At 43.3% G+C, this 25571-nt stretch carries 26 protein-coding genes; 12 read left to right on the top strand and 14 right to left on the bottom strand.

Annotation, left to right across the window (positions count from 1 at the left end; genetic code table 11):
- Window positions 1-447: 447 nt before the first annotated feature.
- Entirely contained in the window at window positions 448-1590 is a 1143-nt protein-coding gene (locus F6J99_RS00130) for a calcium-binding protein (protein WP_293111146.1), read from the top strand.
- Here the strand turns inward: F6J99_RS00130 and F6J99_RS00125 are convergent.
- Entirely contained in the window at window positions 1587-1739 is a 153-nt protein-coding gene (locus F6J99_RS00125; protein ID WP_293111144.1) for a hypothetical protein, read from the bottom strand. The two genes, F6J99_RS00130 and F6J99_RS00125, sit on opposite strands and share 4 nt — an antisense overlap.
- A gap of 144 nt (window positions 1740-1883) precedes the next feature.
- Complete coding sequence (locus F6J99_RS00120) at window positions 1884-2015, bottom strand: hypothetical protein (RefSeq protein ID WP_293111143.1); 132 nt, start codon at window positions 2013-2015, stop codon at window positions 1884-1886.
- 659 nt (window positions 2016-2674) lie between these two features.
- Here F6J99_RS00120 and F6J99_RS00115 point away from each other — a divergent pair.
- Window positions 2675-4249, top strand: coding sequence for a calcium-binding protein (locus F6J99_RS00115; RefSeq protein WP_293111141.1), 1575 nt, complete (start codon window positions 2675-2677; stop codon window positions 4247-4249).
- A gap of 279 nt (window positions 4250-4528) precedes the next feature.
- Here F6J99_RS00115 and F6J99_RS00110 read toward each other — a convergent pair whose 3' ends face one another.
- Window positions 4529-4807 (bottom strand): hypothetical protein, encoded by a 279-nt coding sequence (locus F6J99_RS00110; protein ID WP_293111140.1) that lies wholly within the window; start codon window positions 4805-4807, stop codon window positions 4529-4531.
- Between the two features lie 119 nt (window positions 4808-4926).
- Between F6J99_RS00110 and F6J99_RS00105 the strand changes: the two genes are divergently transcribed.
- On the top strand, window positions 4927-5529 hold the full coding sequence (locus F6J99_RS00105) for a hypothetical protein (RefSeq protein WP_293111138.1): 603 nt from the start codon (window positions 4927-4929) through the stop codon (window positions 5527-5529).
- A gap of 9 nt (window positions 5530-5538) precedes the next feature.
- On the opposite strand, the gene F6J99_RS00100 is transcribed toward F6J99_RS00105, so the two are convergent.
- The 7 genes from F6J99_RS00100 to F6J99_RS00070 form a co-directional block, all read right to left on the bottom strand.
- Window positions 5539-5667, bottom strand: coding sequence for a hypothetical protein (locus F6J99_RS00100; protein WP_293111136.1), 129 nt, complete (start codon window positions 5665-5667; stop codon window positions 5539-5541).
- Window positions 5668-5827: 160 nt separating this feature from the next.
- The gene (locus F6J99_RS00095; protein WP_293111134.1) at window positions 5828-6811 is read right to left on the bottom strand and encodes a hypothetical protein; all 984 of its coding nucleotides are present in this window, start codon (window positions 6809-6811) and stop codon (window positions 5828-5830) included.
- Between the two features lie 110 nt (window positions 6812-6921).
- A complete protein-coding gene (locus tag F6J99_RS00090) occupies window positions 6922-7110 on the bottom strand; it encodes a hypothetical protein (protein ID WP_293111132.1) in 189 nt (62 codons plus the stop codon).
- A gap of 104 nt (window positions 7111-7214) precedes the next feature.
- Window positions 7215-8414 carry an RNA-guided endonuclease TnpB family protein gene (locus F6J99_RS00085; RefSeq protein ID WP_293111130.1) on the bottom strand — a complete coding sequence of 400 codons (1200 nt, stop codon included), beginning with the start codon at window positions 8412-8414 and terminating at the stop codon, window positions 7215-7217.
- A gap of 545 nt (window positions 8415-8959) precedes the next feature.
- Window positions 8960-9586: a serine O-acetyltransferase gene (gene cysE / locus F6J99_RS00080; protein WP_293111227.1), complete on the bottom strand. Its 627-nt coding sequence runs from the start codon at window positions 9584-9586 to the stop codon at window positions 8960-8962.
- Between the two features lie 301 nt (window positions 9587-9887).
- Entirely contained in the window at window positions 9888-10469 is a 582-nt protein-coding gene (locus F6J99_RS00075) for a TetR/AcrR family transcriptional regulator (protein ID WP_293111128.1), read from the bottom strand.
- A 54-nt stretch (window positions 10470-10523) separates the two neighbouring features.
- Complete coding sequence (locus F6J99_RS00070; RefSeq protein ID WP_293111126.1) at window positions 10524-10739, bottom strand: hypothetical protein; 216 nt, start codon at window positions 10737-10739, stop codon at window positions 10524-10526.
- 254 nt (window positions 10740-10993) lie between these two features.
- Between F6J99_RS00070 and F6J99_RS00065 the strand changes: the two genes are divergently transcribed.
- Window positions 10994-11953 carry a hypothetical protein gene (locus tag F6J99_RS00065; protein WP_293111124.1) on the top strand — a complete coding sequence of 320 codons (960 nt, stop codon included), beginning with the start codon at window positions 10994-10996 and terminating at the stop codon, window positions 11951-11953.
- Window positions 11954-11991: 38 nt separating this feature from the next.
- Window positions 11992-12300, top strand: coding sequence for a hypothetical protein (locus tag F6J99_RS00060; RefSeq protein ID WP_293111122.1), 309 nt, complete (start codon window positions 11992-11994; stop codon window positions 12298-12300).
- Here the strand turns inward: F6J99_RS00060 and F6J99_RS00055 are convergent.
- Together F6J99_RS00055 and F6J99_RS00050 are read right to left on the bottom strand one after the other, a co-directional pair.
- Window positions 12278-13777: a calcium-binding protein gene (locus F6J99_RS00055; protein WP_293111120.1), complete on the bottom strand. Its 1500-nt coding sequence runs from the start codon at window positions 13775-13777 to the stop codon at window positions 12278-12280. The genes F6J99_RS00060 and F6J99_RS00055 overlap by 23 nt on opposite strands.
- 215 nt (window positions 13778-13992) lie before the next feature.
- The gene (locus F6J99_RS00050; RefSeq protein WP_293111118.1) at window positions 13993-15756 is read right to left on the bottom strand and encodes a calcium-binding protein; all 1764 of its coding nucleotides are present in this window, start codon (window positions 15754-15756) and stop codon (window positions 13993-13995) included.
- Between the two features lie 418 nt (window positions 15757-16174).
- On the opposite strand from F6J99_RS00050, the gene F6J99_RS00045 reads away from it, so the two are divergent.
- The 3 genes from F6J99_RS00045 (at window position 16175) to F6J99_RS00035 (ending at window position 18345) form a co-directional block, all read left to right on the top strand.
- The gene (locus F6J99_RS00045; protein ID WP_293111116.1) at window positions 16175-16456 is read left to right on the top strand and encodes a hypothetical protein; all 282 of its coding nucleotides are present in this window, start codon (window positions 16175-16177) and stop codon (window positions 16454-16456) included.
- Between the two features lie 291 nt (window positions 16457-16747).
- Complete coding sequence (locus F6J99_RS00040; protein WP_293111114.1) at window positions 16748-18061, top strand: transposase; 1314 nt, start codon at window positions 16748-16750, stop codon at window positions 18059-18061.
- Between the two features lie 71 nt (window positions 18062-18132).
- On the top strand, window positions 18133-18345 hold the full coding sequence (locus tag F6J99_RS00035) for a helix-turn-helix transcriptional regulator (RefSeq protein WP_070391614.1): 213 nt from the start codon (window positions 18133-18135) through the stop codon (window positions 18343-18345).
- Window positions 18346-18471: 126 nt separating this feature from the next.
- Here F6J99_RS00035 and F6J99_RS00030 read toward each other — a convergent pair whose 3' ends face one another.
- A complete protein-coding gene (locus tag F6J99_RS00030) occupies window positions 18472-18720 on the bottom strand; it encodes a hypothetical protein (protein WP_293111112.1) in 249 nt (82 codons plus the stop codon).
- A gap of 405 nt (window positions 18721-19125) precedes the next feature.
- Complete coding sequence (locus F6J99_RS00025) at window positions 19126-19722, bottom strand: helix-turn-helix transcriptional regulator (protein WP_293111110.1); 597 nt, start codon at window positions 19720-19722, stop codon at window positions 19126-19128.
- Window positions 19723-20220: 498 nt separating this feature from the next.
- Between F6J99_RS00025 and F6J99_RS00020 the strand changes: the two genes are divergently transcribed.
- The 4 genes from F6J99_RS00020 to F6J99_RS00005 form a co-directional block, all read left to right on the top strand.
- A complete protein-coding gene (locus tag F6J99_RS00020; protein WP_293111108.1) occupies window positions 20221-20925 on the top strand; it encodes a sigma-70 family RNA polymerase sigma factor in 705 nt (234 codons plus the stop codon).
- Window positions 20922-21836 (top strand): DUF1822 family protein, encoded by a 915-nt coding sequence (locus F6J99_RS00015; RefSeq protein WP_070391616.1) that lies wholly within the window; start codon window positions 20922-20924, stop codon window positions 21834-21836. The genes F6J99_RS00020 and F6J99_RS00015 overlap by 4 nt, the downstream gene beginning before the upstream one ends.
- Before the next feature lie 137 nt (window positions 21837-21973).
- Window positions 21974-24235, top strand: a complete 2262-nt coding sequence (locus F6J99_RS00010) for a CHASE2 domain-containing protein (RefSeq protein WP_293111105.1) — start codon at window positions 21974-21976, stop codon at window positions 24233-24235.
- A gap of 282 nt (window positions 24236-24517) precedes the next feature.
- On the top strand, window positions 24518-25571 hold a 1054-nt coding region (locus tag F6J99_RS00005; protein WP_293111103.1), incomplete at its 3' end, for a hypothetical protein.

Raw genomic sequence — 25571 nt, 5'->3', positions numbered from 1 at the left:
CCCACCCTACATCTACTGATTCACTCTTTACCCCAAGTTATGACTTTTGTCAATAACTTGGGGTAATTTTTGTTTGTTTTAATAAAAATCTGCCCTATCTCCCTTGGCCAGATCCCCAGAACAATTGATCTGTAGCCATCTCAGCCCTAAGAAATCCTGTAAATACCCAGGATCCGAGAATTCGTTACAAAACTTTATATACAACTGTAGAAAAATCGGATTTTTGGAGTGATTAAAAGAGTGATGGCAGCCAAGACCCCTTAATGGTCTTCATGGGACTTTCAGATTTTTGGGCTCCTTCCACGGCCCTATCTCGATCTCGGTGATCGGTGATTGGAGTCTAAGATTTTGTCAAAGTCCGAGTAATCAACTGCTCTTGACCATTAGGTATTGTCTAGATGCTGCGATCGAAACGTTAGGTAAATTCAAAAAAAGAGTAAATTGACCATGGCTACGTTGGTAAGTAACACTCAGACATTAGTCAACCTAATTCCCAAATCAGAACTAGATTCAATCAAGTCACTGCCAAAATCTATCCAGAATACAGTAGTTAGTATCCCCCAAGCTACGTCTGCTGGTACACTGACTCGGTTAAGTTTGACCCAGTTACAACGGTTAGTTCCCGGTGAGTTAAGCTTACGAGCATTATCGCCGAAAACTAAAATCCCAGGAATTGTTAACATCATTATTGGTACTCCCAAAGATGATTCTCTACCGGGTACTATCAAAAACGATTTAATCCTGGGACTTGGCGGAGATGACACCATTTGGGGATTCGGTGGCCATGACGTTCTGTTTGGGGGCTCAGGTGACGACGTTCTTATCGGTGGCTCAGGTAATGACGTTCTGTTTGGGGGCTCAGGTAACGACTTTATGTTTGGGGGCTCAGGTAACGATTGTCTGTATGGTGGCTCAGGTAACGACTTTATGTTTGGGGGCTCAGGTAACGACTTTCTATCTGGCGGCTTAGGTAACGACATTCTTATAGGCGGCTCAGGTAACGATTGTCTGTTTGGGAACTCAGGTAACGATCGTCTGTTTGGAGGCTCAGGTAATGATACTCTGTCTGGGGGCTCAGGTAACGACTCTCTGGTTGGGGGCTTAGGTAACGATATTCTTATCGGTGGCTTTGGTGATGATACCATCGTCGGTGTAAATCCGAACGGTAACAATCCAGGTATTAATGAAAAGGATACCTTAACCGGAGGAGCTGGTGCTGATAAATTTGTGCTTGGAGATAGCAAGAATCCTTACTATGTCGGTGGAGGAGGATTTTTTGGTCTGAATGATTACGCTCTACTTAAGGATTTCCAATCCGGTACGGATAAAATTCAACTCCACAAAGGCAGCAACTATATCTTTGGATCAAACTTTATCGCTGTCAGGAAAGGCTTCTTTATTTCTAAGAACAGTATTGCTTCAGCTGAACAGATTGCTAATAATATTGCTGGAGGTAAGAGTAATGGTGTTCAATCTCAGCTAAGCACAGGGGATAGTTTGAAGTCTGTTCAGATCGTGCCTAATTTCGGCTTTGATGTTATTGCTATAGTCTCTGATGGCTATAACCAAGGGGATCTTTCCTTTGTCTAAGCACTAGTACAGGGTGGCGGAAACAACTGACTAGTTAAAATCTCCTTGATCTGGTTTGTTTCCTGTTTTTCCTCTGTATTAATCCGTTGGTGGGCAGTGCTTAGTAATTCTATCGCCAGCTTGATGAATCGGTCTGGTTCACTGCCCACCCTACATCAATTGTGATTAATCCGTTGGTGGGCAGTGTCAAGTAATGGGATGTTCCGTTCGCGCAGCGTCTGGCACTGCCAGTAAGGAACCGCTTCGCGATCGCGCTTCTTGGTGAATCGGTCTGGTTGACTGCGGACCCTACATCAATTGTGATTAATCCGTTGGTGGCCAGTGCCTAGCAATGGGATGTTCCGTTCGCGCAGCGTCTGGCACTGCCAGTAAGGAACCGCTTCGCGATCGCGCTTCTTGATGAATCTGTCTGGTTCACTGCCCACCCTACATCTACTGTGATTAATCCTTTGGTGGGCAGTGGCTAGCAATGCGATGTTCCTTCGGAACCGCTTCGCGATCGCGCTTCTTGATGAATCGGTCTGGTTGACTGCGGACCCTACATCAATTGTGATTAATCCGTTGGTGGCCAGTGCCTAGCAATGCGATGTTCCTTCGGAACCGCTTCGCGATCGCGCTTCTTGATGAATCTGTCTGGTTGACTGCGGACCCTACATCAACTGATTCAGTAAATACCTCAAGTTATGACTTTTGTCAATCACTTGGGGTAATTTTTGTTTGTTTTAATAAAAATCTGCCCCATCTCCCTTGGCCAGATCGCCAGATCAATTGATTTGTAGCCATCTCAGCCCTAAGAAATCCTGTAAATACCCAGGATCCGGAAAATCGTTACAAAACTTTACATAAAACTGTAGAAAAATTGGATTTTTGGAGTGATTTAAAGAGTGATGGCAGCCAAGACCCCTTAATGGTCTTCATGGGACTTTGAAATTTTTGGGCTCCTTCCACGGCCCTGTCCCGATCTCGGTGATCGGTGATTGGAGTCTAAGATTTTGTCAAAGTCTGAGTAATCAACTGCTCATGACCATTAGGTATTTTCTTGGTGCTGCGATCGAAACGTTAGGTAAATTCAACAAAAGAGTCAATGGTAACTAAAACTCAGAAATTATCCGACCTAATTCCCAAATCAGAAGTAGAGTTAATCAATTCACTGCCAAAATCTATCCAGGATCTAGTAGTTAGTATCCCCCAACCTACTTCTCCTGGTAAACTGACTCCGTTAAGTTTGACCCAGTTACAAAAGTTAGTTTCCGATGAGCCAGACTTACCAGCATTATCGCCGAACACTAAAATTACAGGGCCTTTTAACTGGATTACTGGTACTAATATCGGTGAGGAGATTGAGGGTACTGACACAAAGGATTTCATCCGGGGACGAGGCGGAGATGACACTATTTGGGGATTCGGTGGCGATGACTTTATCTTGGGTCAAAAGGGAAATGACATTCTTTTCGGCGACTTAGGTAATGACGATATGCGTGGGGGCTCAGGTAACGACATTCTTATCGGTGATTCAGGTCACGATTGTCTGTTTGGTGGGTCAGGTAATGACAATCTGTCTGGGGGCTCAGGTAACGATTCTCTTCGAGGTGGCTTAGGTAACGACTTTCTATCTGGGGGCTCAGGTAACGACTCTCTTCGAGGTGGCTCAGGTAAGGACACTCTGTCTGGGGGCTCAGGTAACGACTCTCTTCGAGGTGGCTCAGGTAACGACTCTCTTCGAGGTGGCTCAGGTAACGATCGTTTGTTTGGGAACTCAGGTAACGACTCTCTTCGAGGTGGCTTAGGTAACGACTTTCTTCGAGGTGGCTTAGGTAACGACTTTCTTCGAGGTGGCTTAGGTAACGACACTCTTCGAGGTGGCTCAGGTAACGACACTCTTCGAGGTGGCTCAGGTAATGACTCTCTATTTGGCGGAACTGGCATAAACCATTTTATTGGCAGTAGTGGTAATGATGTCCTGAATGGAGAGCAAGGCAACGATACTGTCGATTACACTGGTCTCGGTCAAGCCATTACTCTTTTACCCACGGGAATCGTTAACAAAAGTGGTCTTGGTCAGGATGAGCTGATCCGAGTGGAGACGATTATTGGGGATGCCGGTCAAGCTAATACAATTGATGCCTCTTCTGCTGGTAGTGGTGCCTCTGTGAATGTAAATCTGCAAAATAACAGTTTACAGATTAATGTTGTTAATGGTCCAGTTCTGAATCGCACTGTCCAAAACTTTGTGAATGTCAAGGGTGCTGGTCGCAACGATACCATTATTGGTGATAACAACAGTAATCAACTTACTGGTGGTGCTGGAAATGACAATATTACTGGTGCCGGTGGTAATGATACCATCGTAGGTGTCGATCCCAACGGTAACAATCCAGGTATTAATGAAAAGGATACCTTAAGCGGAGGAGCTGGTGCTGATACATTTGTGCTTGGAGATAGCAGCAATCCTTACTATGTCGGTGGAGGAGGATTTTCGGGTCTCAATGACTACGCTCAAATTACGGATTTCCAATCCGGTACGGATAAAATTCAACTCAAGTCAGGCATCAACTATACCTTTGAAGACAACTTTATTGCTATCAATTCTACTTCGGGCCTTGATGTTATTGCTATAGTTGCTGGTGGCTATAACCCAGGGGATCTGATCTTTGTATAACGACTAGTACACCGTGGGAGAAATAACTGACTAGTTAAAATTTCCTTGATCTGGTTCGTTCCCTGTTTTTTATATCTTTTAATCCGTTGGTGGGCAGTGCTTAGTAATTCTATCGCCAGCTTGATGAATTGGTTTGGTTCACTGCCCACCCTACATCAATTGTGATTAATCCTTTGGTGGGCAGTGGCGAAAAATGCTATGACTTAGCGAATCGGTTTGGTTCACTGCCCACCCTACATCAATTGTGATTAATCCTTTGGTGGGCAGTGGCGAAAAATGCTATGACTTAGCGAATCGGTTTGGTTCACTGCCCACCCTACATCTACTGTGATTAATCCGTTGGTGGGCAGTGTCAAGTAATGCGATGTTCCGTTCGCGCAGCGTCTGGCACTGCCAGTAAGGAACCGCTTCGCGAACGCGCTGGCTTGGTGAATCGGTTTGGTTCACTGCCCACCCTACATGAATCTGAGTGGGGCAGGGGATTTGGGGAATGCGATCGCTTTTAGCGGCTCCTAGGTCGCATCGCGTAGCGTGACCTACAGTTAATCGCGTTTTCACAAATTGTTTTCAGCAATTGTCTGATTAACTCCCTACCCCCAGTTATTGACAAAAGTCGTAACTGGGGGTAATTTTTGTTTCTATATTGTTCACTTTTCCTTACTATAAACAGAAAGATCATGAACAAGCGCAGTAAAAATAAAAAACGCCGGAAAAAGGGAAGACCTTTTTCCTATTACGCTCCTAGTTTATGGTTTTATAAAGATAATTTAATCCCCCATGACTCTATAATCACTCCCAGTCAAGTAGACGAATGGCGCTATGAGGTTGAAAAAAGGTATCAAGATTTATATTTAGGCGTTAAATTTTGTTGTCTAGTGGATGAAAACAAGCAATCAATTGCCAACTCTGAGCAAATGACCTTTTGGCTAAAGCTGAATAAAGATAAGTCAGAGTTATATAAATTAATCGAGGACTACTATGAAATTATCTTTGAAGAAATTCCTTTTTTGATGTATCTTGATATCTACAGATATGACAGGGATGCTGAGATGTTGCCTTGGTCAGATGTCAGATGTTTTAGTAGCTCACCAGTTCCAGTAACCTTTACTGATATTGATGACTCTGGAAACATGTATGAATGGGAGGATGAGTATACCGAAGAAGACAATCCCATTCTAGAAATGTTCAGAGAGTATCCAGAGTTCAATTTAGCAGATGCCTTATCAACATTCACTAGCACTTACCCTCTGGAGGAAGAAGATGAAGAGATTGAAGAATAGCATCTCCGATTAACTAATTATTATAGCGCTGCGCCCAGGGAATAGGGAGTAGGGAGTAGGGAGTAGGGAACAGGCAAAAGGCAACAGGCAAAAGGCAAAAGGCAACAGGCAACAGGGAAACAATCTTGTGTATCCCATTAGTATCAGAACCGTTATGGGTTCATCTCACTGTCTTGATGCAATAGCGAGTGGGGGAAACCCCCTGTTCCCTGTTCCCTGTTCCCCGTTCCCAAATTCAACACTTCTGAGCCATTACCGATTACCTATCCCAGGATTTTCTGAAGAAATTTCATAGTGATTAAATAGGTGGGCTTAACACCTGTTCCAATCCCCCGGAAGCTAAGGTGCTGCCACTCAACAAGGGGTTATCAGAAGCATAGTAAGCATAACGCAGCTTTACCTTATCATCGATACTTTTTCGGATCATAGAAGCAGCTTGAATTGCCTTTTGTAAGTGTGCCCCTTCCATCTCCAAGCCAATTACATTCCAGGATGAACTTTTGAAGTAAGCTAAAATATCAGAGTTTTGCAAAGAGGTTCCCATTACTGTCACCAACGCTCCTTCATAAATGGGAATGCCATCATCTTGAAAATCCTCACTAGTTAGCTCATTAACAAAAGGATAATTATCGGCTGTTCCCTCAAAAATGTGTGCCGTTGGTAGCATTAAATCTCCCTTGTGTCCCACCAATATTCCCGCTTTTCCCATTACCGAAATCGATTTAACATTAAGTTTTTGGGATTGCCCACCGGTTTGATAAGGTTTGAGTAATTCATCCATAATCTCAAACGCTTGTTCCCCAAAGGCATAATCCATTACCAATAGAACTGGCTTTTCTTGTTCAATTATGTTATGATTAATGGGTAACTCAGGAGATAGCAAAGGGAGGGGGAACATAGCAGTATCAAAAATTTGCACGTGGATATTTGTCCCAGCTCTATCGGCTAGATAAAACATCCCATTTTGCAAGGCAAACTCCCTAACCTTTTGGTTTAGGTGGGCGTTTTCTGGCAAACTTAACTCACGGGCAATGTCCTCAATTTTTTTGTCTTCTCCCAAGGTGTGTTTAAGTGCTGATGGCGCAAATAAGCAATTCATCACGCTATGCAAATTCGCACTAATAATATGGAGTGGGCGCTCCCATAAGTTGTTTTCTAACACAAAGCTTTTAATATCAGTTGCCCACTGCGCCCCGTGGATATGATGTCCAATCCGCTCCCGCAGTGTGGAACTGAAAGTAATTTTGCGATCGCGTTGGGATTGGACCTCTTCCATGGCCACTCGACCCAGCCAATAAATAATATCAAATAGACCATTATTATCAGAGCTGCCCTGAGCCAGGCGATGGTAAGCGTGTTTGGTTTCTTCAAAGGTGCGTCCTAAAAGAGTACTTAAGTAAGAAAAAGCTCGATGCTGGACTTCAAGGTCTTCTGAATATACCCTTCTGCTGCTACCAGTTTCACAAAACGACACATTTCCATGCCGCAGGGTAAGCGATCGATAACATAAACGAGACCATTCAATTCCACTTTCTGTGGGTCAGCAATCGAGCCATAAATTTCCGGTTGCAAAGTTAGCAACGCTTGCCTCAAGGCTGCACCAGAAGCCCCCCTGGCTTGTAGTATCCTCGGTTGACATCCTCCCGCCGCTAAATCTGGCGATTATAGCGGGGGATTCCTAAGACTCACGACTTAGGTTTCTGCTTCAATGCACCAGCCCTCCGAGACTTACTCTCTTTCGCCGTAGGCGACGCTACGGGAACAGGTCTTATGGTCGCTCCACAGACTGACACGGCAAGCCCTGCCGCCAAAATATTAATTGATGCATTGATATCGCGATCATGGTGAGTATGGCAAGATGGACAATCCCATTCCCGAATACTCAGGGATAAAGACTCAACACGATTCAAGCATACAGAGCAAAGTTTGCTACTGGGAAACCACCTATCAATTGATACAGCTTGACGGTTGTACCATTCTGCTTTGTATTTGATCTGACGAATTATTTCTGCCCAGTTAGCATCACTAATCACCTGAGCTAGCTTAGGGTTTTTTACCAGATTTTTCACAGCTAAATCCTCAAATGCAATCAATTGGTTTTCTTTGACCAGTCGAGTGGTTAGCTTGTGAGTAAAATCCCTTCTAGCATCTTTGATTTTTGCGTGGATCCTGGCTACCTTTAACCTGGCTTTGTACCGATTGTTAGACCCTTTTTGTTTCCGCGACAAAGCCTTTTGGTATTTAGCTAGTTTTTTCTTGAGCTTTTTAAAATGTTTGGGGTTGGTAATTTTATCACCGTCACTAGTTGTAATTAGACTTGTAATTCCCAGATCAAAGCCAACTTGCTTATCAGTGGAAGGCAATCTCAAGTCTCTATGGTCATCAAACCTAATTGATATATGCCAACGATTAGACGGATCTAAGCTAACTGTAACGGTACTCGGATTACAGTTTTCCGGTAACTGACGACTCCAACGAATAGGCAAAGGTTCAAGGCATTTAGCCAGATAGATCTGGCCATTTCTCCATTTAAATGCGGATTTGGTGAATTCCGCATTACCACCATTACGCTTTTTCTTAAAGTTTGGATACTTAGTACGACCTGCAAAGAAATTATTAAAAGCTGTTTGAAGATGTCTTAATCCCTGTTGGAGTGGAACAGAACTTACTTCATTCAGAAAAAATAAATCCTCTTCTTTTTTCCAACCTGTCAAAATTGAAGAGGTTTCTTTGTAGCTTATTCTTTCCTGACGTTCGTACCACCCTTTAGTTCTAGCATCTAGAGCTTTGTTGTAAACAAGTCTTACACAGCCCAGAGTTCTCCTCAACAGAGTCTCCTGTTCAGGTGTTGGGTAACAACGATATCGGTAAGCTTTTTCAGTCATTATCACATTCTAAACTATTAAATGTGAGATGTCAACTGGACATGTGGAAGCAATTCCTGAGGGTCAGAAGTTGCCCCAGCGAGCAATCCCTCGCTGGGGCAGCCTTTATGGTTAGTCGGCTATGCATAAAAGAGGTGCGACCCGTGATGGCGAGCAATCCCTTGACCGTAGGTCACGCGGGGCGCGTTCGCCATCACGGAAAGCGCGCCTCCATGATTAAGGCCAGAGACGAAACCTTAGGAGAGTGGAGCCTTTATGGTTAGTCGGTTATGCGTAAAAGGGTTAAAACTGTAAGATTCGCGGCTCCACTCTCCTTACGGTAACTTCAAACCTTATTTTAAGGTTTCGTCTCCGGGCTGTGTGTGGAACCTGCGTCCGCACTTTATAAGCCCCGTCTCCCGCTAACCCTACGGGTATAACGGGAGTCTCCTTGCTCTTAAGGATGATATCAAGTATAGTTGGGTCAATTACCAATTACCCATTACCCATTACTTAATAGACCGCGCTGCATCGCTGTTCCCTGTTCCCGACAACTGCCGCGAAGTCTAATGAATTGCTGTGTGTTCGCGCTCCTTCAAATCCTGCACCTGTTGTTCCAAAGTAGCAATGCGGTCTATCAATGTCCGAATTACCTTTGCCTCTACATCTGGCAGTTTGTGGTGTGCCAGAGGATCGGGTTGACTTTTTCGTGAAACAATCCGACCTGGAATGCCCACTATCGTGGAGTTATCGGGCACATCTTTCAGTACAACTGAGCCAGCCCCAATGCGAGAGCGATCGCCAATTCGGATGTTGCCTAAAACACTGGCTCCAGCACCCACCACCACATTGTCACCTAAGGTAGGGTGACGCTTACCTTTATCTTTGCCCGTTCCCCCCAGAGTTACATTCTGGTAAATTAAGCAATAGTCACCCACGATAGCCGTTTCACCAATAACTACTCCCATACCGTGGTCGATAAATACACCTTTGCCAATGGTTGCCCCTGGATGAATTTCAATCCCCGTTAGCCACCGCCCCAGATGGGACAAAAACCGAGGCAAGAAGGGAAACTCACGAGAATACAACCAGTTACCAACTCGATGTAGCATTAAAGCATGCAAACCAGGATAGCAAAAGAGTACTTCTATCCAATTTCGGGCAGCTGGGTCTCGTGTGAAAATAACGTCGATATCTGCCCAAAGGGTTTGCCACCAACCAAAAGCAAAAGAGGAAGTAGTAGACCTAGAAGAAGCATCAGATGGTGCAGCGGGGTTTGTTGGTACATCAACGGTTTGGGATTTGCTACTGATGTCTTCGCTTCCAGTAAAGGTAATAGGTTGTAACATTTAGATGTCTCCTGAATGACTATGACTTCCTGAGCCTTTGAGAATTATTTCCAGACTTAAGCAGGGGTGATCGGCTCAAATCACGGTATTTTTTGACTGAATAGTCAAAAAATGGGCAAAAAAAATTTTGCTACCTCTGAACCGATTATTCGAGTACAGACAAAGCTACCTCCAGAATGTCATCTAGATAAGAACAACTTGGATGTATTTTACCTCGGACATTGAACCCCAATATAACATGATGCAGAAAGCGAGCAAGTTGACGTGGATTAGCCTCCCTTGGCAACTCCTGAGCTGCCACAGCCCTTTCCAATGTCCGCTCCAAGGCTTTGTCCACCTGCCAGGTTAGGCACTGAACCATCTTAGCCACTGCTGGGTCATGGGGAGCCAACTCCATCATAGTATTGGCCATCATACACCCACGATATTTGGGACAGATAGCCTCAGAAGCCAATCCTCTGATTAGATTACGGATGTTTTCTAAGGGAGAGCCCGGTTGATTCAACTGTTGCTCAATGCAGCTGACTACGGTTTGTCCATAGTGCTGTACTGCCTCCAAAAACAGAGCATGTTTACTACCAAAGGTGTTGTACAGGCTTTGGCGTTGGATGCCCATGTGCTTCAGCAGGTCATTGAGCCCGGTAGCATTATAGCCTTTAGACCAGAACAAGTCCATAGCTTTTTCTAGGGCTTCTTCCCGGTCGAACTCTAGCTTTCTTCCAACCATAGTTTTAACCTAGCACAATTTTGACTATATAGTCAAGATTACCAGCCAAAAAAATTACTCATCCCACACTTCAGTCGGGAGTCGGGAGTCCGGAGTCGGGAGTCGGGAGTCGGGAGTCCTCAGAACCGGAAAATCGGAATAATTCTCCCCATCTCCCCATCTCCCCATCTCCCCATCTCCCGCCCCATCTCCCCATCTCCCGCCCGATCTCCCCATCTCCCGCCCGATCTCCCCATCCTCACCCAATTGATAATTTCTATATTTCGGCATCTTAACTGTCTCTCAAGTAATTACTTCATCAACGGTTAAATTTGATTAATAAAATTCCAAAACCGATCAAAAATTCTATTTGGTATATTGGCTAATTAATTAGTTAGTATCTCCTCAGAGCATAAGCATTTCATCCAAACATCAAGATTTGTTTCAATTTTATATCATTGAGTATTGTAGGTGATAACTTTAATAAGGTAAACCCAACCCAGTTTGTCATGTAGAAACTCACAATTAAATTTGAGGAGATTGAGATGGAACATAGCCTTGGATATCAATTTCAAGCAAGTTATGAAGACGGTAATGCTTTGGTGCAACGCCAAACACAGGCTCTAATCTATAATAGATATCCTAAATTGCTCCGGGCTTTGAGTGAGTCCTTGGCATTTTTTATAGTCAATGAAATAGTATTTACTGAAATTAAAGAGTGGAAAAATAGAGATTATATATATCTGAGCACCTTGGCAGAAACGATAAAATTAAAGGTTCGAAATACTTTAAAAGTAAGTCCTGGGAAAGAAAGTCCTGCAGAGGATATCGTTGAAACCTGTGTCAAGGATTGGGTAAAGTCAATTGCTCATGAGCTTGACAATGCTATCAAACCTATTTTAGAAAAAAAAATTTCAAACAATAATACTGCTAAAAAACTAGTTTTTAATGAAAAAAATGTTACCTTTATTCGAGTTGGTAATGTAGACTATGAGCTGGATGTTGAGAGACTTGTAGAAATTTTATCCTCATCAGAAATTGTCGGCGCAATTGTTGTAATTATTGTGCCGGTAATCGGTGCTATTATAGATGTCCTAGTCGGATATATTGTTGCTCTGGTTCTAATCTATATTCTCGCTACATTCATTGCTGCTACTGGCGCAGGTTTGTCTATTGCTTTACCGTTATATGCGAGAGCAGTGGCGCTGGCTTCGCAAGTGGCAGACAGTGAAATAGATGTAGTCAGGGAACTGGGGGGAGGAATTGGAGAGTTTCTTGCTAGCGATATTAGAGGTCAGAATTACTCGACAGGTATGAGACACCAATTTTATAGCAAGATTATCGATCAAAAAACGGCTATTAAATCAGATATTGACAAAAAAATTATCGAGGCATTGGCTAATAATCATCAACTCAAGAGTCAAGTGACTAGCAGCTGTATGCTTGCTTGTTGTATGCTTAGTAAAAAAACTCATCAAAAAACGATGGAGGCGATCGCACTTTAGGCTCTTGCCCTGACCAGCAGGTTGATCTCAGGTGGGCAGTGGATCACACCGATTCACCAACCTTGTTCATGGCGTTGCTAGTCACTGCCCACCCTAGGGTTAATCACTATTTCCCTGACCAGCAGGTTGATCTCAGGTGGGAAGTGGATCACACCGATTCACCAACCTTGTTCATGGCGTTGCTAGTCACTGCCCACCCTAGGGTTAATCACTATTTCCCTGACCAGCAGGTTGATCTCAGGTGGGAAGTGGATCACACCGATTCACCAACCTTGTTCATGGCGTTGCTAGTCACTGCCCACCCTACGGTTAATTACTTAAACCTTAAACAAAGTCGATATCACTGAAGTTATACCGATTCTCTGTGATAGCGATGATGTCAAGTTGAACAGGAGCAATCAATCGAGAAGAGCTGCTATCATTGTCTGTTGGCCAAGCAGCAGAACTGATTTGAGCACCAACACCAGTAGTCACCTTAGAAAGATCGGGATTATTACCCTTGATTATGTTGTCAACAGCATTCTCAACCTGAGCCACATTGGGTTCACTGCTTCGAGCTGCTCCTGCAGCAACACTGTCAAACTTATTAAAGATGAAGCCTTTCTGTACAGCGATAAAGTTCCGTCCAAACACATAGTTGCCTCGTTTGAGTTGGAATTTGTCCTGACCACTTCTGAAATCCTCAATGAAAGCGTAGTCGTTTAACCCAAAGATTCCACCACCTTGATAGTAAACATTTCTGGAATCTCCTAGAACAAACTTATCGCGACCAGAACCTCCAGTCAGGATATCAATCTCCTTTGTTCCTGGTTTAAAACTAGATGGATCAACACCAACTAAAGTGTCCTTACCACCAGCACCAGTGATCTCGTCACTTCCTGCACCACCGGTAAGTTGGTTATTTTTATTATCTCCAGTAATATTGTCATTGAGGGCGGCACCTTTGACATTAACAAAGTTCTGGACAGTGAAATTCAAGGTAGAACCGCCAGCAAGATTGACCTGCAAGCTTTGCTTTTGCAGATTCACGTTAATAGAAGCACCAGAGCGAGCAGAGGAAGCATCAATGGTATTGGCTTTACCTGGAGTTGCAACAATTTTCTCAACATCGACAAGCTCATCCCGACCAAAACGGCCTTTGTCAATTATACCCCTAGGTAAGAGGGTAATTGCTGTACCCAAGGTAGAGTAATTAACTGTATCTTTACCAGCATCACCAAACAAGACATCATTGCCACTGTCCCCAAATATGGTGTCATTTCCGAAGTCGCCAAACACATAATCGTTTCCACGACCACCAAACATCCTGTCGTCACCAAAGCCACCAAACATGACGTCATGGCCATCATTGCCCAAGAGTATGTCGTTACCCCCAAGTCCAAAGATTAGATCATCTCCACCGAGACCAAGAACAATATCAGTGGAGCCAGTACCAACCAGAAGGTCACTACGGGGAGTACCGATAATGAACTTAGGGAAGAAGAATGGGAAAAACGGTCGGCTAGTCAGACTAGACGATGTAGTGGGCTGGATAGAAGGTTTTGTTGTGATACCTGTTGAGAATGACTCTGCTGCGATTGGGGCTGCGCTTGAGGATATTCCTGTGATTGAGGACACTGGTGCTAATATTGACCCTTCTACAGCTGACTTTTCTGCACCGCTCAAGCCGCCTATAGCACTCAGGGCAGTTGAATTAGTCAAAGCTGGAGCATTGCTGGACTTGACTTCTGTTACCTGTTGATTTTTAATAGCGTCGGGTATTAAGTCTAGTTTGTCTTTTGCTGATGGTTGGTTTTTAAGGATTGCCTGTTGAACTGTGGCCATAATATTTTCCTTAGCGATTTATGGTATTTCGATGAAATCCCATCAAGACAACCCTTGTAACGCCAAATTGGCTTTGTGATTGATTTGTCACGCCAAATTGGCAAAAAATTTAGTAATTAGTAATAGGTAATTGATACTTTATAATGACCTATTACTAATTACTAAATTACCAAAAATCTAGCAACTATTTCGGATGTAATTAACCAAACTTGAGATTACACAAAGTGGAGATCAGATTGACTATATCCGTCGGAAACGATAGCAATGATATCCAGATTAAAACTAGGAAGTATCCGACTGGACTCGAAGCTATCACCAGTGGTGTCAGCACCGAGACTTGAGCCAGAGTCTTTAATAACACCTTCAGATAGCTTGTCAACAATGGTTTCAGCTGAAGCAACACTACTCAAATCATCATAGTAGAAGCCTTTGCGCACAGCAATAAAGTTTCGTCCAAACAGATAGTTGTCTTTTTTGAGTTGGATTTTATCCGTACCGGATTCGAAATCGGTAATTAGAGCGTAGTCATTTAGACCCAAGAATCCTCCCCCTTCATAGTAAGTATTCTTGCTATCTCCGATCACAAACGTATCAGCACCAGCGCCTCCAGTTAAGATATCAATCTCGTTGACTCCTGGACTCAAACTGTTGGGATCTACACCTACGATGGTATCTTTGCCACCACCACCAACAATGTCGTCACTCCCTGCGCCACCAGTAAGTTGATTATTTTGGTTGTCACCAACAATGGTATCGTTGCGTCCAGTACCTTTGACATTGACAAAGTTTTCGACAGCGAAATTCAGAGTGCCATCACCAACAATATTAACTTGTAAAGTTTCCTTTTGCAGATCTACATTCACAGACGCAGTAGTACCAGCAGAAGAAGCATCGATAGTATTAACCTGACCTGCATCCCCAATGACTTTCTCAACCCCAATCAGCTGATCTTTGCCCAAACCCCCTTTATCAACGATTCCAGTTGGTAAAACAGTAATCGCTCTACCTAGACCAGTGTAATCCACTGTATCTTTTCCAGAGCCACCATCGATGACATCTTTACCAGCGCTACCACTAATGACATCATTACCACCGCCACCGCTAAGTTTGTTACTTAGTCTATTACCAGCAATAGTGTCGTTGAGTTCGGTACCTTTGACATTAATAAAGTTCCTTACAGTGCGGTTGAGAATGGAACCACCGACAACATTAATTTGTAACTTTTCCTGTTGCAAATCAACGTTGACAGAAGCACCAGTACCAGCAGAAGAGGCATCAATGGTGTTAGCTTGATTGCGATCGCCAATAATAGTCTCTACTCGGATTAGTTCATCCTTGCCAAGACCATTTTTGTTAACTATTCCCGTGGGTAAAAGGGTAATGGCTCGACCCAGACCAGTATAATCTACCGTATCTCTGCCATCTTGTCCGTTGAGAGTGTCATTGCCTGTACTGCCGATGAAGAGGTTATATCCAGTTCCCCCAGACAGAAAATCATTACCATTCCCACCATCCAGCCTATCGTTACCGGAACCACCAAATAGAAAGTCTTTACCATTGCCACCAGATACAAAATCGTTACCAGAGCCACCGACAACAACATCATTTCCATCGTCTCCAAACAGAAAGTCATTGCCACCGAGACCAAGAATAATGTCATTGCCCCCGCGACCTAAAATAATATCGTTATAGTTAGTGCCACGCAAAAACTCAGAACTGGGAGTACCGAGAATAAGGTTAAAGGGGTTTGGAAATATAGATAAACGTTTCGACAATTCATCGGAATAGGACTCGGAAACTACCCCTGAGATCTGTGTTGAGGTGATTTGAAGAGTCGTAGTTGAACTTTTACTGCTTTCGTCGTTAGTAATGAGAAGTCTTGAAGTTTGGCTGCTTTCGTCGTTAGTAATGAGCAGTGATGAGGGAACTTCTTGTAGTTCGTCTAGTTCCTCTTGGGAAATAGTTTTGATATCTTCCATGATAGGTCTTAATTAATTGATGAATTTTATAAATAAATTTTTGTCAACAAAAACTCTACAAGTTTTGCCGATATAATAATTTTCCTATCTTAATTAGGACTATTTTTTGTTGTTTTTTGTATCTTTAGTTTCTATCAAAACCAAATCCCAACTGGGTTTGTTGCCAGGTTGGCAAATTTTGACTAATGGTTTTTGTCCTATAGCAGTGATAAATTCGGTAAGGTACTTTTGTCTTGGGTTAATCGGATTCGGGGTAAGCATTCAGCTGTCAGCCATCAGCCGTCAGCCGTGAGCTAAAGGCTCACGCTGCGCTAACAGCTGACGTAAAAAAGATTAAACGAAGGCTTACTTGTTTTATTGAAAAGCTCAAAGCTGAGAGCTGAGAGCTGATAGCTGAGAGCTTATAGCTGATAGCTGAATGCTTACGATTCGGGAGTGGCCGATGGAACCATTGAATGTACCTGATAAGTATGATCAGCGCGATACTAATTCTGGAAATTACCGCTACAGATCGATTTCATCTAGAAAAAAAAACGTTAAACCCTCTCCCCTGCTCCCCTGCTCCCCTGCTCCCCTGCTGTCAGAACCATGGAATTCAAATGAAGACCAGCTTATAAAATTCCCCAAAGCCGAAAACCCCGTCACAAAGCGAGCGGGGTCTGAAATTACCGTAAAAGAGTGGAGCGTTTATGGTCGATAGGTTATGGGTCAAAGTTTCAAGTCTTTGTAATACTAAATCTGGTTGTCAAAACCCCTTTATAAAAATCGACCAAATCTTTTTATCCCAGTTTATGCCAGAAATCTAGGGCTATGCAGATAAGGGGGGTATGGCAACAGGATTTGGTATAATAAGCCTCCACTCTTTAAGGTTTCGTCTCCAGGATGAAGGCGCTTTTGCGGCTTTAGCCGCCGTGAGAAAAAACTATTTATAAAATTCCGTAATGTTACGCTAAATGTTGTATACTAAAGTAGTAGTTAAAGGTCGATAATAATGATTGTATTAGAGTTCAAAGCATACGGAAAACAAAAGCAATATTTAGCAATAAACGAAGCGATTAGAACAGCTAAGTTTGTTCGCAATAGCTGTATTCGCTATTGGATGGACAATAAAGGTCTTGGAAAGTTAGATATGAACAAATATTGCACGGTTTTAGCTAAACAATTTCCGTTTGCCAATGAATTGAACTCTATGGCTCGGCAAGCTAGTGCTGAACGAGCTTGGTCATCAATTGCCCGTTTCTATGAAAACTGCAAAAATAAAATTCCTGGTAAGAAAGGATTTCCTAGATTCAAAAAGCATTGTCACTCAGTGGAATACAAGACTACTGGATGGAAGTTATGCCCAGACAAAAAGTCAATCATTTTTAGTGACAAAAAAGGAATAGGAAAACTCAAGATCAAGGGTACGTGGGACTTATGGCGCTTTGACAAAAAGCTGATCAAGAGAGTCAGGATAGTCCGTCGAGCAGATGGGTACTATGTTCAGTTTTGCATTCAGATCGATATTAATGAGTCTGTTCCAGCAACAGGAAGCACTATTGGCCTGGACGTTGGACTAAAGTATTTTTACACTGACTCCAATGGCAATACTGTACCCAATCCTCGATTTTATAGAAAAGGAGAAAAGCGCCTAAAATTCTATCAACGTCGAGTTTCCAGGAAAAATAAAGGCTCTGCTAACCGAAAGAAAGCGATTAATAAACTTGCTAGGACACACCTTAAAATAAGTAGGCAGCGTGTTGGCGTAGCCTGCGCGAAGCGCATAGAACATGCAAAGGGACTTGCACGTTGCGTAGTCCGGTCTAACGACCTGGTCGCCTATGAAGACTTGAGGGTAAGAAATCTGGTAAAAAATCATTGTATCGCTAAGTCTATTAATGATGCTGGTTGGTATCAATTGAGGAAATGGATAGAACACTTTGGGGCTAAGTTCGGAAAGATAACTGTTGCAGTTAATCCTGCTTACACTAGTCAGAACTGTTCTAACTGTGGCGAGGAAGTGAAAAAATCTTTATCGACTAGAACCCACGTCTGTAAGTGTGGATGTCAATTAGATAGAGATTCGGCGAAGCCGACGCTACGCGAACACAATGCCGCAATCAACATCCTCAAACGAGCCTTAGGTACGGTGGGGCACACCGGAACCTTGGTGTTAAACCAAAACGCTTTGGGAGATCTATCCTCTACTTTTCCTGGTTCCGTTCGCGTTCGCGAAGCGTCGCCTACGGCGAATCTGGTTGAGCAAGATGGATCGCTGAACAAAGAATCCCCGCGTCTAATGACCGGGGAGTGTCAAGTAAGATAGTCTCTAGTGAGATTAGGGGGTAACCTATAACTCATTCAACTTAATTATGTTAACTTTTAAATAGGACAGTAATGACTAATTTAGGGGAAAACCTTAAAAAAAGACGAGAATCCCTAAATATCACCCAGCGGGAAATCGCTCATGAATTGGGCGTAACTGTGACCACGGTGCAAAATTGGGAAGCGGGCAGGCATATCCCGAAACTGTACCCAAATCAGCTCAAGGTATTGTGTGACCTGCTGAAAGTTACCCTAGATGAATTGGCAAAGTGGGTAACTGATTGAACGGTTGGGATCCAGCTAAAAAAAAACGCCCCATATGGGGCGTAACCGTTTCCTATTAACCTGGGACAGTGTCCCAAAAGTTAATCAAAAAACTAAAACAGGAGAGGATTATCACCATTTTATTGGCTACTTGTTACAGCGCCTGTGAACCCAACTTTTCGCAAAACAATCAGAAAAAATTTTTTGGGGCAAAATCTGTAGGGAATAGGGAATAGGGAATAGGGAGTAGGCAACAGGCAATAGGCAACAGGCCACAGGCCACAGGCAACAGGCAACAAGCAACAGGCAACAGGCAACAGGCAACAGGGAAACAATCTTGTTTAACCGATTACTATGACAACCGGAATAAGCGTTTTTTATATGATTTGTAAACACAAGTCTTGCAGAAATTGGCTTGCGGACAAGAGGCAAAAGGCAAGATGGTAAAGAGATTCGGAGTGTTATTTGACAATAAAAAAATACCTCTTAGGTTTACATCTCATTTGTAAACCTAAGAGTGCGATCGCGCTCTACAAAAAAATGCCCCTGCCCAGGGCATTTTGTCAGCTGTAGTAGGCAGTAGTAAGGTAAGCATTCAGCTTATGGGCGTTCGTCCCAGCCTCGAAGCCTGTGCCACGCCGCTAGTTGAGGTGGTATCAGCCATCAGGGATTACTGATCTTACCAATCACTAATGACTAAGTAAAAATGACTAAATAAAAATGTTTTCTTATTGGTGGATTGCGATCGCTAAATGCCCACATCACCAAGAATGTCTGTCTTCCAAATTGCTAATTATGCCCCTAAGCAGCCATTTCTTCCATCATCATTGCCATTTGCTGCTTGGCACGAATATTTTTCATGTGCTTCTTCACGGTATTGAGAGTAACAAACAGTTCCGCAGCAATCTCTTTGTAAGAGTAATTGACTCGACGCAGTAACCAGACGTCTGCCTCACGGGCAGTTAAGCCATATTTCTGAACTTCAGCTAGGGCTATACTATGAATGGATTGACGTTGGTCTTCGAGGGTAACTAAAATATAAGGCTGCTCAGATATTCTCAGGTTGAGCCATCTAGCCCGAATCCGAAACGTTATGGAGTTACTCGTCGTAATCTCTGAATCTATAATTACAGATTGATGGGGATAGAATTCATCACTGTCTTTCAAGGCTTGGCAGACACGCCAGATTTCTTGAGGCACCACCTTAAGATGTTTGCTGTTCGGTGTCAGTTCCTCACAAAAAATACGAGCGGTTTGATTGCTATGAACCAACTCTCCTTGTGTATTCAGAATTAAAACACCGTCAATAAAACCTTCTAGTACTCCTTGCAGTAGACCATTGTCTAACTGTTGCACCTGAGGAGCGGATTTTTCTAGAGTGTTGGTGAGAGTATACATGGTCTGTTGACCCACTAACTGGATTTGATTTGAAATGTAATGGTGCTTTTGACCCATTAAGAATTAAATTCGCGTGATTGTCGCACCTGTTGAATCACACTTGGCTTAGTCATTTGTTACAGCACCTCTCAACCAGGGTTTTCGCAAAAAATCGGACAAAAAATTTTTTTTGGGGTTTTTTGCGAAAAACCCCCCAATCACTCGTGTAAATACATACTGGGTGACTTTTGCCATTCCCCAACATTGATGCCTAAGATGTCTAGGGATGGTCAATACTGAGTCCAGTCTTCGGGCTGCCCTTTGTAGCGCTTTTCATGGGGAGTAGAGGTTAGTGGTTAGTGTAAGCATCTACCAAAAACAAACAAACTACTAACAACTAACGTGATCAGCGCTATCGATAGACTAATGCGTACTAAACGCGATTGACCGTAGGTCACGCTAAGGGATGCTCCGTAGGAGCTGCTAAAAGCGATCGCATTTACAACAGGGACATTACCGATGAAAAATCTAGATCGAATACTCCGTCAGCTGATTGCTCAAGCATGTAATCATCCACCATTAAGTCTGGAACGTCGGCAAAAACTGAGCGAGATACATTTACTAGTGATGAAATCCGGCAAGCTTTGGAAAGAATATACCTCATATTATAATGATGCTCTCCAAGAGATGTGGGAATATTGCTGTGGGCATCCTGAAGAGTATGACCCGACTATCAAAGGTGTGATTACTTGGCTCGACGATGAACTAAAAAAGCGACTGAGACGATTTCGAGATGCTGGCTATAGGCAACAGAAGCGGCAAATTACTGGCCTAAGCACAGAGGAAGGTAAAACTATTGACCCTGTAGATAGGGTAGCAGCTGCTCCTGATCTACAGCCAGTTATGAAAATATGGCAAAAAACCTTGGATTGGGTTAAAAAAGACCCAGACGGAGTATTACGTCAGACTTGCTTTAGGAAACGCCCTGAGATTAATGCCCAAGTCCTAATCGAGCGGCGACTCCCTCCGGATCAGCCTTGGAAAACCATTGCAGCAGAATTTAAACTAACCCCACCAGAAGCTAAAGATTTGCCCAAATTCTATAACCGTAAATGCTTACCCCTGTTGCGAAAATTCGGTGTATGCGAGGGATATATAGAAGATTCAAAGACTGGTAGCTCGAAAAGCACCACAAAACCCCAACCTAGGAAAAAAGAATCATGATACACAACGCCAACATGCTAGCAGATTGGTCAATCCCCATGCCGATTACCCAGTCCGCACTAGATATAGCCCAGCAGTTTGCTCACTACCAACCCAGCAAGCAAAAGGCTGAACAAGTCTATCTCAACACCCTGGCAGTGTGTGCGGTGAATAACTATTTACGGATCCTGGGTATTCCCACTGACCTAAGTTCGGGGGATAGCTGGAATTCAGTAGTGCGCTTGGCTGAAAATGTGGCTGACCTGAGGGTAACCGGTTTGGGGCGCTTGGAATGTCGGCCTGTCAAAACCGGTGATTTGACTTGTCCCATTCCCCAGGAGGTTAGATTTAACCGGATTGGCTATGTAGTCGTTGAGATTGATCAAGACCATACTGAAGCCACGCTGTTGGGATTTTCCCCAACCTCGGAAACCGGTGAATTAGTCATCCACCAATTGCGTACGCTAAAAGATTTACCAGCCTACCTCGATCAATTCCAACCGATGACACAACTAAGTCAATGGTTGGAGCATATCTTTGAAGCAGGTTGGCAGAGTTTGGAAACCCTTTTAGGTAACAATGGTCCTCAGCTAGCTTTCGCCTTTAGAACCAAGTCTGAGACCATTAAGCGATGTAAACAGATTGAATGGGGCAAACCTAATCAAGGGGTGGCTCTGGTTGTAGCACTGACCCCAGAATCCGAAACAACCCTGAATGTTCTGCTACAACTCAATCCCATCAATGGTCAAACCTATCTACCCCCCAATCTCCAGTTGCTCTTGCTAGATGAGGAGCAAGAAATGCTGATCAATGCCCAAGCCAGAAACGAGGATCAAGCGATTCAATTGGATTTTACTTGCGAACCCGGAGACCGTTTCAGTGTCAAGGTTGCTCTGGATAATGCCAGTGTGATCGAAGAGTTTGTGATCTGAATTCCCAAATTCGCTGTTCCCAAATCCGCTGTTCCCTATTCAGTACGCGCTATAACTAGGAATAATATCAGACAAAATACTGATTTTTGACGGTTGACAGTCAACCGTCAACCGTCAACTGTTAAAAAACTAAGCCAATGGCAAAGCTAGTAACTCTTAAGCTGGATGGGGATTTTGAGGAAGGTTTTCGAGTCACTCTGGAAATTGGCTCAGAAGGCGAACGTCCCGAAACAGAACTTACTGGCAGATTGCCTGCAGCCCCTAACATCGTCACCCACTATCACGAATGGCGGTCAAGCTATCGCAGTCTGGGGAGCTCTTTGCGAGAAATTAAAATTAAACGAGTGGCAATCGGTGGTTCCATCAACAACCACAGTCAGGGATTATGCGATCGCTTAAATCGCTGGCTCAAGTCAGAGTTATTTAGTCCGCTGCGGGAAAAGTGGCTAGAGAAAGTGGGCATTACCGAAGAAGTCCGGGTGCTGATTCGTACTAAAAATCCCCAGCTCAGGCAGCTTCCTTGGCATCAGTGGGAATTTTTAGAGCGTTACCACCAAGCAGAAATTGCCCTAAGTACTCCAGAGTATCAACAACCAAGCAAATCGCACCACAGCCGTGATCGACACAACGTTAGAATTCTAGCAATTCTGGGCAATAGCGAAGGGATTAATATCCAACAAGACCGACAATTATTAGAGAATTTACCCTTTGCAGACATTACCTTTCTAGTAGAACCACCACGGCAGAAGCTCAACGAAACCCTGTGGGAGCAACCTTGGGATATTTTGTTTTTTGCAGGTCATAGTGAAACCGAGGCAGAAAGAGGTCGGATTCATATCAATCAGACCGATAGCTTAACCATTGACGAACTCAGAGAAGCCCTCAAAAAATCCATAGAAAGGGGGTTGTCCCTAGCAATTTTTAATTCCTGTGATGGCTTAGGATTAGCCAATGAGCTAGAACAGCTGCACATTCCCCACATGATTATTATGCGGGAGCCCGTACCGGATCTCGTAGCACAGCAGTTTTTGCAATATTTTATCAAAGCTTTTGCTAGTGGTAAATCCTTGTATCTAGCAGTGCAAGAAGCCCGGAAAAAACTGCAAGGTTTGGAAGATCAATGTCCCTGTGCCAGTTGGTTGCCAGTGATTTGTCAAAATCCTGCGACCATACCCCCAACCTGGCAACAGTTGCGTGGCAATCACCAGCGCCACCTGGTCCAATCGGCTCTGATCCTCAGTGTAGTTGTGACCATTTTAGTCATGGTGATCCGGCAGCTGGGAATACTTCAGCTTTGGGAACTAAAGGCATTTGACCAGCTGATGCGGCTGCGACCTAATCCAGGGGTAGACTCCCGTTTGCTGGTGGTTGAAGCCAAAGATGCCGAGATCAACCGCTATGGCTATCCCCTCCCAGATCAAACCCTAGCCGAAGTCCTAGACAAGCTAGAGTCTAATCAACCCCGAGTGATTGGCTTAGATATCTTTCGCGAACGTCCTAGAGAACCTGGTCACCAGGCATTGAGCCGTCAGTTACAGCAAAATCAGAAATTCATTGCCCTTTGTAGCGCTAGGGTAGCTAACAACCCCGAAAACTCAGGCATCAAACCTCCCTCTGGGGTACCAGAATCCCGCCTTGGTTTTAGCAATATCATGGCTGACCCTGATGGCATTATCCGTAGGCATCTTGTATTTATGCATCCCTACCACGATGACCCCTGTGCCACCGACCACTCCTTCAGTGCTAGGGTCGCATTGCATTACTTAGCCCAAGACGGAATCAAGGCAAAAACCATTGCTATGAATAAAATACGCTTGGGTAAGAGTGTCTTAAGAGAGTTGTCAGCTAATGCCGGGGGTTACCACAATCGTGATTATCGGGGGTTCCAGGTGTTACTCAATTACCGGGAAACTGTCGCCCGACGAGTCACTGTCACAGAGCTGCTAGAGGGTAAGGTCAAACCAGAGTGGGTCAAAAACAAAATAGTTCTGATCGGAATAACTGCAAAGATTGCCAAGGATTACCATCCTACCCCCTACAGTGCCCTTCAGTGGCCATACCAAGAAATGCCAGGGGTAATTCTTCAGGCTCAGATGGTCAGTCAGATGATCAGTGCTGGCCTCGGTGAGCGTCCATTATTATCGGTGTGGTCGCCCTGGGGAGACCTGTTCTGGGTTTGGGGTTGGTCAATCATTGGTAGTACTATTGCTTGGCACTGTGGTCGAATACTGTATTGGGGACTCGCTACCATCACAGCGACAGGGGTTTTATATCTCCTATGCTTTGGTCTATTTACTCTAGGAGTATGGGTACCTCTGGTGCCATCAGCCTTAGCATTGGTAGCCACTAGCGGAATTGTAGTGGTTTACCGCAAACCACTTGGAGCAATCACTCCGTGAGTTTTGGATGGTATATTTTTAGCAACTTTTATACTTATAAAAGTCCTCTAATTTTTGATAACAGTTATTAATTGGTTTATTAAAAAAACTCCTGTCAACACTTCTGAATATGATGGCCAGAATATCCCGTCTTTTGAGTCAATTTTTTAGTAAGTTTTTTAGTAAATCAAGGACACTCAGCAACGAACCACTGAACAAAGTGAGTTTGATTGTCATTGTTGGATTGATATTTTTATCTTAATCAATGTGTTTGTAGGACTGAATGATATTAGCAGATGGCCTATGAGTCCTGCTCAAACTTATCCATGTTATTACGAGTGGAACAATTACCGTAGACAAACTGATCAAGATAAAGACTATAACATTATTAGCCGTTCATTGGGAGCAACTAGTTTTAAAAAATCCTATCAACAAGCTGAAGAAGGACATCTGGGTCAAGTTTTTACAACCTGTTTGAACTATGCCGACTATAAAGATAAGATTAAAAATCCTCAAAACCAGCAAACTGAAAGAACTATTAACCAGAAACAATCAAAAATAAGTAGCCTTAGAAGATCTAATAACACCATTCGTGAACAATATGATTCCACACTCTTAGAAAAAATTGCCGGTCAATCTCGTGAGCGATCAATTAATCAAGTCAGTGCTGAACAAGCCAAACAAGAGTTAGAACGAAATAATCGTAATATTTCCAGACTTCAACAGGAAATTGATAATATTAAAAATGAACTGCTTGCCAGACCGGAAAGTGTTAGTTTGCTAGATTTTATTAAGGATGAGAATAAATTTAATACAATCCGCAAAAAACATCAACAGGCATCTTTCTGGTATCCAAGTATCCAATTTGCTTTTCAATCCCTCTTTCTTCTGCCGTTGATTTTCATCGCCCTATCAGTTCATAAATTTACTCAACGCAGAGGATATGGACTGATTGCGCTGATTAGCTGGCATTTGCTGGTAATATTTTTTATACCGCTAATTGTTAGACTCTTTGAGTTCCTTCAAGTTGGCGCTATCTTTCAATTTATATTTGATATAATTATTGAAATTTTCGGTAGGTTACTTTTCCTGGTCAGTTATGTTTATATCTTGCTGATTCCCTTGATTGGCTTTGGAATTATAAAGTTTTTTCAAAAAATTGTTTTTAATACTAAACTCCAGGCAGCTAGCAGAGTCAAAAAATTACTATGCATCAATTGTGCCAGGAAAATTAAACCCGATGATCACTACTGTCCCCACTGCGGTTATTATCAATATGTTGAATGTCAAATTTGCCACAATATTACTTACAAATATTTACCCTACTGTAAACATTGTGGAGCTTCTCAAGATTCGA

This window comes from Moorena sp. SIO4G3, assembly GCF_010692305.1.
Taxonomy (GTDB): Bacteria; Cyanobacteriota; Cyanobacteriia; order Cyanobacteriales; family Coleofasciculaceae; genus Moorena; species Moorena producens_A.
The sequence above is the reverse complement of the archived record's forward strand: the minus strand, read 5'-3'. Positions and strand labels throughout refer to the sequence as shown.

Coding starts and splice junctions, on each gene's coding strand:
- F6J99_RS00010 (WP_293111105.1), top strand. CDS start 21,974: ATGGCAAAGCTAGTAACTCTTAAGCTGGATGGGGATTTTGAGGAAGGT.
- F6J99_RS00065 (WP_293111124.1), top strand. CDS start 10,994: ATGGAACATAGCCTTGGATATCAATTTCAAGCAAGTTATGAAGACGGT.
- F6J99_RS00105 (WP_293111138.1), top strand. CDS start 4,927: ATGAACAAGCGCAGTAAAAATAAAAAACGCCGGAAAAAGGGAAGACCT.
- F6J99_RS00115 (WP_293111141.1), top strand. CDS start 2,675: ATGGTAACTAAAACTCAGAAATTATCCGACCTAATTCCCAAATCAGAA.
- F6J99_RS00050 (WP_293111118.1), bottom strand. CDS start 15,756: ATGGAAGATATCAAAACTATTTCCCAAGAGGAACTAGACGAACTACAA.
- F6J99_RS00085 (WP_293111130.1), bottom strand. CDS start 8,414: ATGACTGAAAAAGCTTACCGATATCGTTGTTACCCAACACCTGAACAG.
- F6J99_RS00100 (WP_293111136.1), bottom strand. CDS start 5,667: ATGGGATACACAAGATTGTTTCCCTGTTGCCTGTTGCCTTTTGCCTTT.
- F6J99_RS00040 (WP_293111114.1), top strand. CDS start 16,748: ATGATTGTATTAGAGTTCAAAGCATACGGAAAACAAAAGCAATATTTA.
- F6J99_RS00070 (WP_293111126.1), bottom strand. CDS start 10,739: ATGCCGAAATATAGAAATTATCAATTGGGTGAGGATGGGGAGATCGGG.
- F6J99_RS00035 (WP_070391614.1), top strand. CDS start 18,133: ATGACTAATTTAGGGGAAAACCTTAAAAAAAGACGAGAATCCCTAAAT.
- F6J99_RS00025 (WP_293111110.1), bottom strand. CDS start 19,722: ATGTATACTCTCACCAACACTCTAGAAAAATCCGCTCCTCAGGTGCAA.
- F6J99_RS00045 (WP_293111116.1), top strand. CDS start 16,175: ATGCTTACGATTCGGGAGTGGCCGATGGAACCATTGAATGTACCTGAT.
- F6J99_RS00015 (WP_070391616.1), top strand. CDS start 20,922: ATGATACACAACGCCAACATGCTAGCAGATTGGTCAATCCCCATGCCG.
- F6J99_RS00055 (WP_293111120.1), bottom strand. CDS start 13,777: ATGGCCACAGTTCAACAGGCAATCCTTAAAAACCAACCATCAGCAAAA.
- F6J99_RS00020 (WP_293111108.1), top strand. CDS start 20,221: ATGAAAAATCTAGATCGAATACTCCGTCAGCTGATTGCTCAAGCATGT.
- F6J99_RS00075 (WP_293111128.1), bottom strand. CDS start 10,469: ATGGTTGGAAGAAAGCTAGAGTTCGACCGGGAAGAAGCCCTAGAAAAA.
- F6J99_RS00130 (WP_293111146.1), top strand. CDS start 448: ATGGCTACGTTGGTAAGTAACACTCAGACATTAGTCAACCTAATTCCC.